We start from the raw sequence: 16,545 nt of genomic DNA on the forward strand, positions 1-16,545 counted from the left end.
CACCAAAAGTGTCGATGTTTCGGGGGTCCGTTTTGACTCGTTCACTTCTCGGGAAAAGTATTAGACCTGACAATGAGGCCCCTGGTCCCATGCCCAGCAACCGCCCCTACCAATGTTGACGCGCCTCGATTACGGCCTGCCAAAGCTTAAACCGCTTCGCTTCGACGCGCTTGAGGGCAAAGTATCGCTGCTCCTCGCTCATGGGCTTGTTAAAAATGGGTCGCTTGTTCCGGTGCAGCTTCCGTCGGATGCGTTCGCACAGCCGGATGAGCTTGTCGTAGTCATTTGCCTGCTCAGTCGTCACGGTGAAGTGTGCCACGCCGCTCAACAGCTCCAACTCGTTGCGGCGCTCGGCATCCTTGTAAATCTTCTCGCGTCCGTCATGAATGGCATCGCTATCGTAATCGACCATCGCGGTCAGCACCTCTGGCAGCAGCCCGGCCTTTACTTTATCCATGCCCACCTCGACTTTAGCCGTAAGCGTTATGTCGGGTGTGCGCTCCAACACACGAAGCTTGTGATCACGTCCGTCATTGTATCCATCGCGAATGAAGACCTTCTTGTTAAGTTCGGCCTTACCCAATGCATACCCGCCGTAGCGCGCAGGCAGCGACATAAACATGCAGAGCCCCGACTCCCTCGGAGAGCGCGACCCCTCGATCACATATGCAAGCAGCGCCTTTGCCTTCGCGATACCCCTCACCTTGGGTGACTTCTCGATATACGCCGCGATGAGCTCCTTAGTCGTGAGCCTGCTATCGCGCATGCCCGCATCCCTGCCTGTTACCCCACCGGGAGCAAGGTTATCCAGCCGGTAATCCGATGTCATCGCATAGCCGGCATAGACGGCCGCTGCCACATCGCCATCGTGCACAGCCTGCAAAAACGCCAGCTCGGGAGAGCACACATACGCATCAAGGTCGCCCATCCAGTGGCCCAGCGAGATAAACGAACCCGCCGGGAGCTCGTTGGTGCACAGATGCGTCTTAACATGCTTGCTCTGCCGACGGCCGGCGCGCGACGGCACCAGCAAATCCAGCGTTTCGATCCCCAGGTCATAGCGATCGATAACCTCCTGCGCTTCTTGGTCCAAGAGCGCACAGGCACCTGCAATCGACACGACCTCTGGCTCCGAATCCCCAAAGCGAGGGTTCGGCATGTGCGCCAACAGCGCCAATGCGGCGTTATGTGAAACGATAAAGTACCTCATGGCGCGAAGATAGCACGCACGCCGGCGGCGGCTGGCGGTTCTGTTAAGTTTCCGACAAACGACCGGCGGTTTTTTCGCCGAGGTGCGCCAAAGTGTTCATTCGACGATGCCCAAACCGCAATCCGTCAAGTTTTTGGCAAGGTTGCCGCCCAACTGGCCAAAAGCCAACCATCTACTTGCCAGTTTATCCAAGGCGTAACCAACCAGTCCGCACCGCGGCTTCTCGGCAAAACGCCACAACGTCCACACCCTGCGGTATCCTTGAGCCACTTACACCTGCAGCACCAAGGAGCCACCATGCGCACCGAGCTCGATGTTCCCTTTTCGCGCAAAGAAGAAGCCAAGGCGCTGGGCGCCAAATGGGACCGGACCAAGAAGATCTGGTATGTACCCAGCGGCGTCAACCCCGAGCCCTTTGCCGAGTGGCTGCCCGGTGTTGACCGATCCGACCCCTCTGCGCCGTATATATATCTAGTACTGGGCAAGCGCGAGTGCTGGAAGTGTCACAAAGAGACCTCGGTCGCGGCCTTCGGCATTCCCTATCGAACCGATGACAGCGAGGGCATCGCCATCGCTCACGCACCCAACAAGGCCGGGCACATTGCCATCGACACGACCAATGCCAACGCACTCGCCATTGTTCCCGCTCTTGGCTGCGTCCCGGGCGAGATCCGCGACTATCTTTCTAAGCGCTGTGGCTACAAGCCCGTAGGCGCGCGAGCCTCCAAAGCCCCGTCACTCGGCAACACGTGCACCAGTTGCGACGCGCTGCAAGGCAGCCGCTATCTGTTCGAAGAACCCACGTCCCCGTTTGCCCTCACTGCCATCAACAAGCTGCCGGCACTGGAGTTTGTGCGCGTCGAAGTTGCCGGCGTCTTTGGCGTTCCGGCCACGCATACCAATTTTGACCAGGCACTCTTTACCTGGGCACGCGACCATCACGCCGAGTTCCACAAGAAGCTCGGTGAGGGGGTTTATTTGTAGAGACGGAGAGGCCTTCACAGCCAGCTCCTCCGCATCGCCTATCCCTCGTCGCAAACGTCATACACGATATCGAGGCCGCAAACAGGGCATTCCTCCGGATACACCGGCATATGAACGCCCGTCCGTTTTCTCACTTCGTCGCTGAGTCTGTCGCGCGCATCGATGAACCGAATATCGAGACACGGTATTTGCGAGCCGCAACAAGGACAGGCGACGGCAAATGACCCGCAATCAACCTCTACGCCCGGAAACATATTGTTGTCGATAAGGGCACACGGCAGTTTTCCGTACTTCCCCATCGCAATATCGCCTCGCCAGCTCACACGCGCTCCTCTCTCGCTATCCAAATCAGGAAGAGCATGCACCGGCGGGCGTGCACGAGATTGCATCGCCACGCGATCCGATCAAACAACACGATCGTAAAAGACCGCCGAAGCCAAATACGCTAATACGGCAGAAGCCCCGCCTTTTCACGCTTCTTTTCCGAGCGATCAAACTCAATGCGATGGGCCTCGAGAAACACCGCATTGGGTCGCCACTGACGCTCATTCGGCTGCCTTAGCGTCGCACCTGCAAAGGAAGCGTAGTCGGTCTTATCCAGCAGGTACGATCCGCACAGCCGATATTCGTCGCAAACAGGCTCAAACGAAATCAGATGAGCATCGAATAGAGCATGAAAATCGCGCCGAAGCAGAATGCCATTGCTGGCAACCTGTGATTTGGGTCCCGAGTAATTCTCGATATGTGCAGCCTCCAGTGCCTCGTTAACCCCACAACCCGACACCGCGCAGCGACCATCATAGGCGGCAATGAGCTGCTTGCGGAACCATTGCTGCCCCAATCGCTCGCGTCTCAACGCATAGCGAACTTTTTCGTCATCGGTCGCACTCTGTCCGGCAAACTCAATGTCGGCTGACATGTGCTTCAGATAGCTCATGTCGGACGCAAAACGAGGATCAGGCCCGCCTTTATGAACGGGACCATGCAGAACAAACCAGCCGTTTTCGGGTTCAAACCGTTCAACAAACGCAAGGCCGAGCACCTTATAGCCCACCTCGGTTGCAAATATGACTCCAACTGGAACGCCATATTCCATGCAGTTGAGCATTTTACGGTTGTAATTCTGGTCTCGAGAACCAACGGCGCCTGGCGCTTGAACCGAATACTTAATGACCCACGTACCGTCATCCAAATAGAGCGGAGGAACATCGGTGTAGAAGCTCTTTTTAGAGTTATGGACCGAAAGCGCAAAGATCTTATTGGGATCTTGCTTCACCCGATCCTGGCCCGGCCAGAAGATCCCTGAATCCCGCGTTACGGGAAAGAAGTCCGCGCCAATTCTCAAACGATACTGATACTGAGGGCTATCTTCCTTGGTGCGGTGCGGAAGGCTGGTCCAAACGCCGCCGCGCTGCTCCTCACCCAGAAACCACTCCCATGCCTCAACGTATTCGGAAGGCACGAGACTGCAGGCACGGTCATAGCTTGGTCCATCCATCAACGGAACAGCAAGGTCAATGTCGTTCATCGCCAGCACCTACAACCATACGAACGCGAGTCATGCCCCTCAATAATATGGCCGAGAGTCAATTATTACGAGATCTCATTCCGCGATCGGCACATCGTTGATGCTCTCGGTTTGCCGCTGGCGCGCTCATACCCCGCTATCCCACTCCCCTGTATACTGATGTAGCACGTGTTTCATCCGGGCTTATTGGGCCGGATTGTTCATGGGAGGGTCTTATGGCTGCTTCGAATCCGCCTAAGGGAAGCGTTTCTTCTTCGTCCATCAAGCCGGTTACGCGCAAGGCCGTGCGCTGCCAGCGCGAGGTCGCTTGGCTTGTCACGCAGGCGGCGGGCAGGCTTGTGGCGACCACTCAGGACGTCAATGCGCCTACGCCGAGCTTTGTGTTAGCGGCGGCGCTGGATTTTGTGCGCCAATTGGAGCTTGCCGCACAGGATGCCAGCGGCCACCTCGACTACCAGAATGTTATGGCGCCCGACCTGCAGACGTTCTGCCACATGGCCAAGTTGCCCGCCGCGCCCAATGCGCTTTCGGACGCGGGCTATATGTTTACGCTTTCGGGCGCGGACCTTATCCGCGATATCTACGCATACTGCAGCGAGCTCGCCGAGCGCCACCTCTTTGGCACGGCAGAAATCAAACCGGGATATGCCATCAAGCTGGTTCTTAGGCTGTTCTTGATGGATGGGTTCGGGACTATGCCAGCGTAAGCCGGATTTTTAACTTCGCCGTCGACTGGGCAACAACCGCCTTACCTTAGCGGGCGCCAATCGAGAGTCGATTATTGGGTCACCTCGTCCGCTGGCGCATTTATTCCGCACGCTCCGACAGTCGATACTTGCGGTTGCGACTCGTCGCCGGCGCTGTAGGCTCAAGCTCGCCTTGAGCAATGAGTGTGTTGACGCGCGACCTAACCTGGGAAATTGTGAGCCCTGTGTGCTCCGCCAACTCGCGCGTACCCAGCTCACCGCAACGCTTAAGTGCCGCCACAATTAAGTCACCGCCGTGGTCGACCGGCTCGACCTTTGAGCGATAGAGAACCACTTTGAACCGATCGAATCCCGGGCAGAACAGGGGCTCGGCCAAACCATGAGCACACATGGCGTCGATCATCATCGGAATGCCCGAGCCATTGCCCTCAGCCGGCGAACCTGCGCCATCCGGCAGCGGAACAATCGACATGAGTTTCATGAGCGTCGCGTTGCGGCACCGGGAGCTGCCGTCAAACAAGTTCTCGCGAGTCTTTCCTCCGTATAGGCCGCCGGGGTTCGTCACTTCGATACGGTCATCAAAGACGTCAACAGCGACCGACTGCCCACAGAACCGATCTCCGTATTCTCGGTGGATTACGGCGTTGGCGATTGCCTCGCGCAGGACCTCCTCGGGAATCTCCAGCGAGTCGACACGCGAGACGCCTTGGATCGTCGAGGTTCGCCGCAAATTCTTGGCGACTGCCGCGACGGCATCCGAGATCATTTCGCCCAACGTTCCCTCGCAGATCGTACGGTCCATGAACCTCAACGACCCCGCCGCGCCCTTCTGCGTTCCGGCATAGACCGCCACATCGATAAAGAGCTTAGGATAGAACTGCTGAGGATAGGCACCCGCAGCCAGGAGCCCGGCCTTAGTAACTTTGCCCTGGGAGTCGAGGAAATTCAGGCGCTCCAGCTTCGTTTTCTTGTCCGGCGCGCCGCGCATTGCCCGAGGTGTCAGCGAGAAAGCACGCTCTATCGTGCGATCGACCAGTGCCTCGTCAAGATCGCCTGCAACCGCGCCGGGCACTGCATCGCGATCGCTAGGACTCGTCCGCTCGTATGACGACAGTGCCAAAACCTCGGTCGATGAAAGTGGCACGTCTTTGTCATCAATGCGCTTGTAGCTGCCGCCCTGGGCGCCGCGTTCTATTACATAGCAGGGCTTGCTCGACGGGTCGAGCTCCTCAATCGTGATAACGAGAACCACGGTGCCCCGAAGCTCCACGCGCTCAATAGTGTATTTGGGCGGATTGGCCAGTTTTCCGCGACCGCCGGCATCACCCATGCCTGCGACAAATTGGTTGAGCACCTTCTCGGTCTCAAAGTCCTCAACCGGGACAAAGCCCGCGCGCTCGCTCACGCCGAGCACGATAATTCCGCCGGCGGTATTCGCGAATGCGCTAACCGTTTCCCATACGTCGCGAGAAAGCGTCGTGGCGCTCTCCTTGACCTCGACGCTAAGATCGTCCGAGCCCATGCGCCTTAAAGACTCGAGCAGACCGATCAGTTCGTTCTCGTTCATCTGCACGTCCTTTCGCTCGGTCCGGCGGAGAATGCCGCGAATAGATTTCCTTCGTCTCTCAGTTATCTCTCGTAATTATCTCTTGTCTCTCTGTTATCTCTCGTATTAGAGATGAGTGAAAGATGAGAGATAAGATATCTACCATCTGTTTCATTTAAACATGTTTTTGCTGGTAGAACAATCAGTATTGAGACAATACCGTGATTTCTTGTCTCTTTGCTGCTCAGTTATCTCTCATATTCATCTCTCGTCTTTCTGTTATCTCTCGTATTAGTGACGAATGAGAGATGAGAGATGCGTAAGCAATGGACGAGCGTGGATTTTTGGACAGTCGGAAAATCCCTCAAAAAAAACGGGGCCGGCCTTACGCCGAGCCCCGTTTTCAAACGGTCAGTTAGTTATCCAACGCGCGAGCATAGCAGTCAACATTACGCCGCCGCGAACACTCCCAAGCCCGTTCCGATGATGCAGATCGCAAAGATGCCCAAGATGATCCAAATGGTCTTGACACCCTTTTTGTACAGGGCGACGCAGGCAAAGGTTGCCAGCAAGGGCAGCAGACCGGGGAAGATCGAATCGAACAGATCCTGCAGGACAATCTCCGAACCACCCACGTCAAAGGTCAAAGCAGTGGACAGTGAGACCTGTGCAGCAATCATGGCGCCGATAACGGTCATTCCGAGGACACCGGCAGCATGCGTCATGCGAGACATAAGGTTGTTCTCTTCGGACTGCTGCAGGAACTTGGTTCCCAGGTCGTATCCCAGATGGGCTGCGACGATACGCGTTGCAAAGTTAGTCAGCGAGTAGAGAAGGAAGACGGAGACGGAAAGGGCGAGCACGACGGCAGTTGCCGTGCCCGTACCCGTAATGACGGCAAACGCGCAGCCAAGCACGCCGGAGACATAGACCTCGGGAGGAACCGCCGCGCCGACCATGATGGCGCCCATGAACATGGACTCCAAAGCAGCGCCGACGATAACGCCCTGCTGGACATCGCCAAGGATCAAGCCGACAAACAGGCTCGTAAACAGCGGACGACCAAGCATCGTAATGCCAAATGCTTGCTCGTCCACAGACGCCATAATGCGACCAGCGCAACTAGGAGGTACTGGGCAGCTATTCTGATTAACCCCAGAAATAAGCCTGCAGGCGAGACGTTCAGAACAGCTCGCCTGCAGGCAACAGCAGCAATTTGAAAGGATTAGTAGTTCATCTGGTGGTAGTAGCGACGCGTGGTGAGCGGGTGGTTACGGACGTGCTCGAGATGGCAGCTCAGACGCTCGGTGATGGTGTAGGTGACCATCGGGGAGACGATCTTGCGGAACTCAGGGTCGCTGAACGGCAGCTCGACCTCGGCGGTGTCAAACTTGTTCACGCGGACGTTAACGCCCTTCTCGTCGGCGAGCATGTGGGTGAAGTTGTCCACGCGGTCCATGAGCTTACGGGTGTCGTCCTCGCCGTAGAGCATGATGAGGCTCGTGCCCTCCTCGCACAGCTCGATGGTGCCGTGGAAGAACTCGGCGGCGTGGATAGACTTGGTCTTGATCCACTGCATCTCCTCGAGGATGCACATGGCGTAGTCGTAGGCCTCACCCCAGAGCATGCCGGAGCCAATCACCATGTGGTAATCGGTGTCCTTGAAGTCCTCGGCCATGGCGGCGCAGCGCTCGTCCTGGGCGTCCTTGGCCTTGATGAGGTACGGGGCGATGTTGCCGAACTCCTCCATGAAGGTGTCGTACTTGGGGAAGGCGCCGGCGTTCTTGAGGAAGCGGGCGACCAGCGTGATCTGGTAGGTGTAGATGGCCTCGCACAGGACGTCGTCCTCGGCGAAGCTGAAGAACTTGTAATCGGCGTACTCGGTGGCCGGGGTGTTGTCGTTGGAGACGTACATCAGCGTGCGGGCACCCTGCTCCTGGCAGAACTTGGCGGCCTCGATGATCTCGGGGGTGGTGCCGGTACGGGTGGAGAAGACGCAGACCGAGTCCTTGTTGAAGGCCTTGGGCGGGCATGCGAGGAACTCAGCGGCAATCTCGCAGTGGACGTCGACGTCGGCCGTGGTGGTCTCGACCCAATACTTCATCGGGAGCGTGTGGGCCCAGGTGCCGCCGCAGCCGATGAAGAAGATGTTGGAATAGCCCTGCTCGCAGACCTTGTCCACGGCAGCCTCAATCTGAGGACGGAGAGCGAGGGCATCGCTCACAACCTTCTCGTAACGAGGCTCATCGAAATTGAACATATCTAATATCCCTTCGTTTAATAGAGTGAAATTCGTTTCAATTGACAACTTGTCATTTCACTACGTATTAATACTTAATGACCTAAAAAAATACCTTTCTAGGAAATGGAAGCTTGGCCGTCTTTCATCTCGGCGAGTTTATGCTCGAATCCAAAGCCGCCGGGTTTAAGGCAATTCTTAGCTGAATAGTCAGCAGCGAATTCCATTGCATCCCGAATGATCTCCGCATCGAGCGGTTGCTTTTTACTCCAGCCATGCGAGAGACAGCTCACAACAAACGCAGTGATATACGAATCTCCCGCGCCCATGGTGTCAAGCGCATCTACGGGTCTTATATTTCCCTGGTACCATCGGGAACCGTCAAAGAACACAGGCCCTGCAGATCCCCGTGTAGCAATCGTGTAGCGACAACCATGCTCTATGGCCCTCTTCAATAGAACTTGAATCTGTTGATCGCTCTCGCCGGAACAGGAAAACAGACCAAGGGTTGTAGCAGGGCAAACAAGATCGAAGTATGCGTCGGTTCGATACTTATCTTTAACGGAAAAGTCGTAAACCACCACAGCGGGAAGATCTTGAACTAGGTGCACATCATCCTGCAGCTTTGCATTGACGCTGGTAAAAACCGCATCGAATCCCTGAAGAAACTTGACATCAGAATCGTTGATATGGGTTTTGTGCGCCCAGCAAGCCCCCGTATCGTAACCAACTTCGACACGTTCACCGTTGTAAACATTTACATCGCAAGTCTTGGTTGTTGCTTTTTCAGGCATGCATGATTGCGAAAGGTCAACGTTCAGCGAAGAAAGGGCATCGGTGATTATTCGCCCTCCCAGGTCGTTGCCGATCTCCCCAATATACGCAGCCTGTGCGCCAAGCATGCTTGCATGGGCAGCGACGTTTACGGCATTGCCACCAGGATACATAACGCCTTTGTTGAGATAGCGATCAATAACGTTGTCACCAATTGCTGCGATTTTCACCTCAACGCCTCCCATCACGTACGGTCTTTATTAGTACTCGACCTTGCGGTAATAACGGCGGATGTCGAGCGAATGGTCACGAATTTCCTCGAAATTCTTGCTCACACGCGAGAGAATGGCATTGAGCACCACCGGAGAAAGCATCCAGCGGAATTCATCACTGATACCCGGCAACTCATAATCATGTGTATCGAATACGGTGAAATCATCCGCATATTGCTTACAGAAGCGTGCAACGCGCTCATCAAGAGGCCTAGTCTGCGCCTCCGTCATTGCGAGCGCGACGCAAACGCCCGGCTCAACAAGTTCGATAGTGCCATGGAAGAACTCAGGCGATGTAACGGATTTGGTGCGCAGCCATTGGGACTCCTCGAGCACACACATGGCAAACGAATACGTGGGGCCCCACAGATTGCCAGAACCAATCCAAATCTGATACGGATCGTCCTTGTGCTTCAGAGCATATGCGCGAGCCATCTCGTCAGCGTTCTTGCCGACGGAAACGAGAGCAGCGGGGAGATTCACAAGCTCATCAGCGAAGCGATCGTAGTCATCGAAAAAGCCCCTGTTCTTGAGAATCTTTCCAATCAGAAGGTACAGCACGAGCTCCATAGGACGGCCCTGCTTATAGATCACTCCATAATCGGAAAGTTCACCAAGCGGTGAACCGTCCACGCCAAGCGTAGAGACAATGGTGCAGCCTGCGTCTTTTGCCGCCTTTGCCGCCGCGACCGTCTCTTTAGTGTCGCCCGACTTGGACGCCATGAACGCCAAGGTCCCCTTACCGATGCGCCGATTGCCAACCGTGAGGAAATCTGCCGAAACTTGGGACTGGACGGGAATATCGGACATAACAGAAACCATATAGTCAAACGGCTGCATCATCGCAAGCGAGCCACCTGACGAGGTGAAGAAAATCGAATCGAAACCCTTTTCGCAAATTTCGTCAGCAATTCGTTCAATTTCGGCACGTTGATTGTAGATATAAGCACCGTTATCGAGAATTGCCTGTTCATCAAATGAAACCATGAGATATGCCTTTCTAATTCAATTGGGCCAGACGGCGAAATCAACCATTTAGATTGCAAACACTCCGAAGAAGGAGCCAACGATACCAACCGCCATGAGAATAACGAGAATCCAAGCAATCTTGACCTTGTGCTGGACGAGTTCGTAAACTCCAAGTGTCACAAGCAGCGGCAGCAGGCTCGGCATGATACCGTCGATGATGCTTTGGATAGTCTGCGCACTGTCGCCGGTACCGAGAGAACCAGCCACGCTGACCGATACAAGGTTGGGCACCATAGCGCCGATAACCATAAGACCGAGAATTGCAGCCCCCATAGTGAGCTTTGGCATAAGACCAGATTTCTCGATCTTGCTCAAGAAACTGGTTCCGAATCCATAGCCCCATTTAAGGCAGAACCAACGAATCAGATAATGCGGAACATTGAATACGACAAGGAAGAGAAGCGGGCCGAGAATGTTACCCTGCATAGCAAGCGACACACCCAAGCCAGTGGCGATGACACGCAACGTTCCCCAGAACAGAGAGTCACCGATGCCAGCCAGCGGGCTCATAAGAGCGGCCTTTACGCTGTTGATGGAGGATTCGTCAAAATCCTCTTCGTTAGCGTTTGCCTCTTCCATCGCTGCCGAAATGCCCAGAATTAATGTTGAGACATAAGGAGTGGTGTTGAAGAACTCCATGTGACGCTTGGCAGCAGCAGCCTGGTCATCCTTATTCTTATACACGCGACGAATGATGGGAAGCATAGAGAAGCAGTATCCCATGTGCTGCTGGCGCTCGTAGTTCCAGGAGTACTCCATCGTAAGCGAACGGAAAAATACCGATTTTAGATCACGCTTTGTAATCTTGTTGGAACTGGTGTCATTAGAAGTCGTCATCGTCGAAGCTCCCTTCCGAACTAAGCTGTGGCGTCTGAGCAATGAAGTTTGGCTGGACCACCACGAGGATTACTGCGAGGCAAAGCCCAATGATGGCAATACCAAGGATTGGAATGCTCATGTAGGCACAGAGCGCAAACCCGAGCACGAAGAAAATAGCAGTCTGCTTGTTGACAATCATTGAAGCGAGCAGTGCAATGCCGAGCGCAGGGATGAATCCACCCGCAATAACCAGGCCGTTACTTACAAACTCGGGAATTGCGTTAAGCACCGCGTTCATAACCGGCGTTCCGAGATAGAAAGCAAGGGAGCACACGAAAAAGCGAGGAAGCGATTTGACGATGAATCCACCAAGCAGATGCATCCGCTCCATACCTTTGAGGTCGCCCTTTGCCACACAGTCGTCCGCTTTATGGACGAAAAACGGCATCACGATCAGCGTAAGCGCGTTATCGATGATGAGATAAAGCGACGCAATCGGAAAAGCGAGCGTCAGCGCAACTTCAGCGCCTTGACCCGTCGAAATTGCAAAGGCAGTGCCCAAAATACCACCGGTGATAACGTCAGGCGGAACGGCCGCCCCGATGGTAACCGATCCAATGAACACCATTTCAAGCGTGGCGCCGACAATAATGCCCGTCTGCAAATCACCCATCACAAGACCGATGAGGACGCCCGTGACAATCGGGCGAGAAGCAAGGCAAGTGCCAAGTGCCCACTCAAATGTCACGCACATTGCAACGAGGCCGATAAGGATCGCTTGAGTCAACATGAGAGATCCCCTTTCTATTGTATGTGCTTAAATCAAAATCTTCTCGTCTCTAGGTACCTGCCTGATCTCCACCTCGATTCCGGCATCACTGAGCTCATGTAGAAGCTCCACGTCGCGATCGGTAGCGAAAACCGTTGAAGATAGGCGTACATCTGCACCCTCACGCGGCTTCGTTCCTCCAATGTTGATATGCTTGATTTCGCTGTAGCCCTTCGCCAAGCGGTAAGCATCTTCGATGCTTTCAACGACAATGAACAAACGGTACTTATCGGTCACACCGCTCCTAAGAGCCTCGATAGAATCATCGACCGATTTGATAACCAATTTGACGCCTGCCGGACGTGCCAGCTTAAGCGTCGTCTTGCGCACGTCATCTTTCACAACCGCATCGCAGGCAATCAAAATGCAATTGGTGTCAAGCTCTTGCGTCCAAGTCATGGCAACCTGACCATGAAGCAAGCGATGGTCAACTCTCAGCAGCTTAATCATCTTTGTTCCTTTCTCAAAAATCCTCGTCTTCTTCTACCGAATTTGGCAGCGAACATAGGCATGTGCCCTTTTGGCGGACACTTGAAACCAATGCAGCGAGCTCGGCGTCATCAAGTGTGCTCAATTTCGAAAACACTTCGAGCACTAGTGGTAGCGACATGCCGGCAATGAGCCTTAGAGAATCGTCACCCAACCTTTCCATAAAAGCGTTATTCACTGACCCACCATAGACATCAGTGATGACAATCCACTGGTCTGCTGGGTCGCGAGAACGGTCCCAAAAATCTATCAACTCGTTTACATCCATCGTGTCCTCATCGACATATGCGCATAGCACCTTAACGCGAGGATCTTCACCGCAAAATAGCTGGAGCGTTTCACGCATCGCTCTAGCAAGTGGCCCATGGCTGGCCAAGAGCAACTTCCTCATTTATCTCCCAATCTCAGTCAATCATCTGTTAATAGAACGTTATATTTTGTATTGTTATCTACAGTATCCTCGAAACTTTCGCTTTGTCAAGACAGATCAATCAAGCTTCCTAAGCGGTAATAATTCGCCCGTAAACGGCAAAAAAACGCCCCTTTGTCGGGGCGTTTTCAATCTCTTGTTATTCGGTTAAGAAAGATCCGGGGTTTGGCTTTCGCTAGAGATAAAACTTTAAGCGCTCAGTGCAGTACACCTGCCGCGAAATAAACAATGGCACTCCCTGCGCGCTGCAACGCTTATCTACAAATAATAAAAGGGCAGATCCCGGCTTTACATTCAAATGTTCTGCCTCGTAAGCACTTGCAAAGCACACCTGCAACGTTCGCTCGTTATTGCCAAGTTCGATATGGCGTCTTCCCAGCACCTCAAGTAGAGAACCCGATAAATCTTCATGTTCCAAAAAGGCAAGAGAAGGAGTGTAGCTATTGGTTTCCAACATCGTTGGCACGCCATCGACTAAGCGCAAACGTCTAGTCTGAAGAATATTCTCGTCCTCCTGGACCTGAAGAAAAAGCACGTCGCGCAGCGTAGGATAAATCCAAGCTACTTCGAGCACTACGGTAGAAGGCTTTTTATTTTCTTGAATGCAGGAATGGGTGAAGCTTTCCTGGTCATCGGCTGCATAAGCATTGCGTGTCGTGGTAACAAAAGTCCCTTTCCCTCGCGTGCGCTCAACGATATCGGCATCCTCTAGTTCCTTGATTGCCGATCGAACAGTAATACGACTAACGCCATATTCCTCCATAAGCTCCGTCTCAGTAGGAAGCTTATCCCCTTCGCTATATACGCCACTTTCTATTCGACTCACAAGATCGTGAACGATCTGCTTATACAATGGAACAGCGCTCTCCACTTTAACCATTATTCAACCTATTGCTTTCTACACTCAACGGCTTCAAGTCCCTGCCAATTGATGCCGAGTTGATTAGCCTTAATCGAAAAGAAGTATTTGAAATAATCACCCAACATCACTTGCTTAGTAAAGTGCACTGGCTTACCAGTGCTCATATAAACGGTCTCACTCAATATAAACATCGCAGCTTCTCCTGCGATATTAAGGATGCGCTTCTCCTCATCCGTAGCAAGCCCTGCTTCAAGCACAATAGACGGGAAACAATTATCCTCTAGTCGCAGTCCCGTCTCTCTCTCAATCGTTTCATAAAGTGATGCGTTCTCCATATCGACACCCAGTAAAAACCCGAAGTTCTTAACTGGAAGATAAATATGTTCAATCATTGCATTGATGTGGTTAATTGACCTCACGCGTTTGAGGTAAACCGCAGATTCGTTCTCTTCCATTCGCAAATGACGACGGACGGCAACGGACGGCTCGACCTCCTGAAGAGCGAGAACACGAGACGAGGTTTCGATATTATTTTCATGGCAAAAATAAGTGAAACCCTTAAACGTGCTCAAGCTCGAGACGATTTTAGGCTGCCGGATAAATGTGCCTTTGCCATGACGCGTATCAAGCACGTCGTCATCCACAAGAGTTTGAATTGCCTTCCGTATCGTCGCGCGGCTAACCTCGTATTCTTCGCAAAAACCATTTTCGCTAGGCAACACGCCACTTTCGGAAAACTCGCCCATCTCAATACGGCGGCGCAAATCATCAGCTACTTGTACATATAGCGGCACAGCACTAGTCGGGTTAATCATAACGTTCTCCGTACAACATTCTATGAAACTTCTATACGTTATAAGATAACCTATTACGTATTATTTTGAAAGAAATAGACGGTTCAATCTTATTTTTGAACCGTCTACAATATCAAACACTCCATATGAAGGTGTCGAATGCCACTTGTGGCGCAAACAAGAGGGGCATTTGGCAAAAATGCCCCATTTCGCCTTGAAGTCGCTACCGTGAAATGCCAACGAGCCACATGGTCGAGTCCAAGCAAATACGACCTCAAGCGGCCAGCTACGGCATGGCCCTCTAGAACGAGACTGCGACATTTGTTTGCATTGTTTTACGAACGCAACATAACGAATTATTTCCGAGCATAGTAACGGCCGCTGAAAGCTGCTTTAGTAGTTCATCTGGTGGTAGTAGCGACGCGTGGTGAGCGGGTGGTTACGGACGTGCTCGAGATGGCAGCTCAGACGCTCGGTGATGGTGTAGGTGACCATCGGGGAGACGATCTTGCGGAACTCAGGGTCGCTGAACGGCAGCTCGACCTCGGCGGTGTCAAACTTGTTCACGCGGACGTTAACGCCCTTCTCGTCGGCGAGCATGTGGGTGAAGTTGTCCACGCGGTCCATGAGCTTACGGGTGTCGTCCTCGCCGTAGAGCATGATGAGGCTCGTGCCCTCCTCGCACAGCTCGATGGTGCCGTGGAAGAACTCGGCGGCGTGGATAGACTTGGTCTTGATCCACTGCATCTCCTCGAGGATGCACATGGCGTAGTCGTAGGCCTCACCCCAGAGCATGCCGGAGCCAATCACCATGTGGTAATCGGTGTCCTTGAAGTCCTCGGCCATGGCGGCGCAGCGCTCGTCCTGGGCGTCCTTGGCCTTGATGAGGTACGGGGCGATGTTGCCGAACTCCTCCATGAAGGTGTCGTACTTGGGGAAGGCGCCGGCGTTCTTGAGGAAGCGGGCGACCAGCGTGATCTGGTAGGTGTAGATGGCCTCGCACAGGACGTCGTCCTCGGCGAAGCTGAAGAACTTGTAATCGGCGTACTCGGTGGCCGGGGTGTTGTCGTTGGAGACGTACATCAGCGTGCGGGCACCCTGCTCCTGGCAGAACTTGGCGGCCTCGATGATCTCGGGGGTGGTGCCGGTACGGGTGGAGAAGACGCAGACCGAGTCCTTGTTGAAGGCCTTGGGCGGGCATGCGAGGAACTCAGCGGCAATCTCGCAGTGGACGTCGACGTCGGCCGTGGTGGTCTCGACCCAATACTTCATCGGGAGCGTGTGGGCCCAGGTGCCGCCGCAGCCGATGAAGAAGATGTTGGAATAGCCCTGCTCGCAGACCTTGTCCACGGCAGCCTCAATCTGAGGACGGAGAGCGAGGGCATCGCTCACAACCTTCTCGTAACGAGGCTCATCGAAATTGAACATCCCTTACTCCTAACTCACTTAGATGAACCCTTCATTCATCCCATAACGTTATAATACTTTATATAACTAACTATGCAAGTACTATTTTGGTCCTGTTCTTTCATCAAGCCCCTTAAAACAACAATCGGCGTTGTTGGACACAGCGTGCAAGTTCATTGAACGATTCAATATGCATCGTCTCTAGTTAAATGACGTCTTATGCAAATACCTTTAATCCGCTTGGGGCCGACGAATCTTTTGACTGTCCGCAGAAGCTTTCCCGGAATTCCCTATGGATAGACGCGCCGGTAATCGCTTCGTTATCTGGCTTATTGCGCATTGCCGGGGCGTCTGGGAGAAAGCACAATCTACCGCGTGGTCAACTAGCGTTTCATCGGAATCGACCGCATCCGCGCCAAATACTAAATCGCAATCGTTGAAACTCGTCCGATCATATGGCGGCAATTTCTCGCCTTAAAAATGAGCACGAAATAAGGGGGCAGCTGTTTGCAACTTGCTTTATTCGTAAGTGTTTTTACTGAAAAAACAATCACCAACCAAACAGCACTATTAATTGTTTGGCTCTTTGCTGTACAGCCATCTTTCGTATACGTCTCTCGTCTATC

Annotated in this window: 16 protein-coding genes; 2 read left to right on the top strand and 14 right to left on the bottom strand. The window is 53.5% G+C overall.

The window, feature by feature from the left end; all coding sequences use genetic code 11:
• Positions 1-106 precede the first annotated feature (106 nt).
• Positions 107-1,210 carry a hypothetical protein gene (locus tag ACTQXM_RS05810; RefSeq protein WP_195838592.1) on the bottom strand — a complete coding sequence of 368 codons (1,104 nt, stop codon included), beginning with the start codon at positions 1,208-1,210 and terminating at the stop codon, positions 107-109.
• A 297-nt stretch (positions 1,211-1,507) separates the two neighbouring features.
• Here ACTQXM_RS05810 and ACTQXM_RS05815 point away from each other — a divergent pair, with 297 nt between their 5' ends.
• Positions 1,508-2,194, top strand: coding sequence for a DUF5710 domain-containing protein (locus ACTQXM_RS05815; RefSeq protein ID WP_441537223.1), 687 nt, complete (start codon positions 1,508-1,510; stop codon positions 2,192-2,194).
• Positions 2,195-2,639: 445 nt separating this feature from the next.
• Here ACTQXM_RS05815 and ACTQXM_RS05820 read toward each other — a convergent pair whose 3' ends face one another.
• Positions 2,640-3,722: an HNH endonuclease gene (locus ACTQXM_RS05820; protein WP_441537222.1), complete on the bottom strand. Its 1,083-nt coding sequence runs from the start codon at positions 3,720-3,722 to the stop codon at positions 2,640-2,642.
• A gap of 215 nt (positions 3,723-3,937) precedes the next feature.
• Between ACTQXM_RS05820 and ACTQXM_RS05825 the strand changes: the two genes are divergently transcribed.
• Complete coding sequence (locus ACTQXM_RS05825; RefSeq protein ID WP_441537221.1) at positions 3,938-4,429, top strand: hypothetical protein; 492 nt, start codon at positions 3,938-3,940, stop codon at positions 4,427-4,429.
• Positions 4,430-4,529: 100 nt separating this feature from the next.
• Here ACTQXM_RS05825 and ACTQXM_RS05830 read toward each other — a convergent pair whose 3' ends face one another.
• The 12 genes from ACTQXM_RS05830 to ACTQXM_RS05885 all read right to left on the bottom strand — a co-directional run bounded on the left by ACTQXM_RS05830 (position 4,530) and on the right by ACTQXM_RS05885 (position 15,940).
• Positions 4,530-5,996, bottom strand: coding sequence for an ATP-binding protein (locus tag ACTQXM_RS05830; RefSeq protein WP_152067326.1), 1,467 nt, complete (start codon positions 5,994-5,996; stop codon positions 4,530-4,532).
• A 428-nt stretch (positions 5,997-6,424) separates the two neighbouring features.
• Positions 6,425-7,081 carry a PTS system mannose/fructose/sorbose family transporter subunit IID gene (locus tag ACTQXM_RS05835; protein ID WP_441547621.1) on the bottom strand — a complete coding sequence of 219 codons (657 nt, stop codon included), beginning with the start codon at positions 7,079-7,081 and terminating at the stop codon, positions 6,425-6,427.
• Between the two features lie 119 nt (positions 7,082-7,200).
• On the bottom strand, positions 7,201-8,235 hold the full coding sequence (locus tag ACTQXM_RS05840; RefSeq protein ID WP_099432596.1) for an SIS domain-containing protein: 1,035 nt from the start codon (positions 8,233-8,235) through the stop codon (positions 7,201-7,203).
• 98 nt (positions 8,236-8,333) lie between these two features.
• Positions 8,334-9,218, bottom strand: coding sequence for a PfkB family carbohydrate kinase (locus ACTQXM_RS05845; RefSeq protein WP_226790463.1), 885 nt, complete (start codon positions 9,216-9,218; stop codon positions 8,334-8,336).
• 30 nt (positions 9,219-9,248) lie between these two features.
• On the bottom strand, positions 9,249-10,247 hold the full coding sequence (locus ACTQXM_RS05850; RefSeq protein ID WP_055310759.1) for an SIS domain-containing protein: 999 nt from the start codon (positions 10,245-10,247) through the stop codon (positions 9,249-9,251).
• Positions 10,248-10,295: 48 nt separating this feature from the next.
• Positions 10,296-11,126, bottom strand: coding sequence for a PTS system mannose/fructose/sorbose family transporter subunit IID (locus ACTQXM_RS05855; protein WP_055310758.1), 831 nt, complete (start codon positions 11,124-11,126; stop codon positions 10,296-10,298).
• Positions 11,113-11,898, bottom strand: a complete 786-nt coding sequence (locus ACTQXM_RS05860) for a PTS mannose/fructose/sorbose/N-acetylgalactosamine transporter subunit IIC (RefSeq protein ID WP_055310757.1) — start codon at positions 11,896-11,898, stop codon at positions 11,113-11,115. The genes ACTQXM_RS05855 and ACTQXM_RS05860 overlap by 14 nt, the downstream gene beginning before the upstream one ends.
• A 27-nt stretch (positions 11,899-11,925) precedes the next feature.
• Positions 11,926-12,387, bottom strand: coding sequence for a PTS sugar transporter subunit IIB (locus ACTQXM_RS05865; protein ID WP_055287645.1), 462 nt, complete (start codon positions 12,385-12,387; stop codon positions 11,926-11,928).
• A gap of 13 nt (positions 12,388-12,400) precedes the next feature.
• On the bottom strand, positions 12,401-12,817 hold the full coding sequence (locus ACTQXM_RS05870; RefSeq protein ID WP_055287649.1) for a PTS sugar transporter subunit IIA: 417 nt from the start codon (positions 12,815-12,817) through the stop codon (positions 12,401-12,403).
• A gap of 214 nt (positions 12,818-13,031) precedes the next feature.
• Positions 13,032-13,736, bottom strand: a complete 705-nt coding sequence (locus ACTQXM_RS05875; RefSeq protein WP_441067325.1) for a GntR family transcriptional regulator — start codon at positions 13,734-13,736, stop codon at positions 13,032-13,034.
• Positions 13,737-13,744: 8 nt separating this feature from the next.
• Entirely contained in the window at positions 13,745-14,533 is a 789-nt protein-coding gene (locus ACTQXM_RS05880) for a GntR family transcriptional regulator (RefSeq protein ID WP_441067327.1), read from the bottom strand.
• Between the two features lie 372 nt (positions 14,534-14,905).
• Positions 14,906-15,940 (bottom strand): SIS domain-containing protein, encoded by a 1,035-nt coding sequence (locus tag ACTQXM_RS05885; RefSeq protein WP_099432596.1) that lies wholly within the window; start codon positions 15,938-15,940, stop codon positions 14,906-14,908.
• Positions 15,941-16,545: the final 605 nt, after the last annotated feature.

It is taken from the genome of Collinsella sp. LCP19S3_D3 (assembly GCF_052121455.1).
In the GTDB taxonomy this organism is placed as follows: domain Bacteria; phylum Actinomycetota; class Coriobacteriia; order Coriobacteriales; family Coriobacteriaceae; genus Collinsella.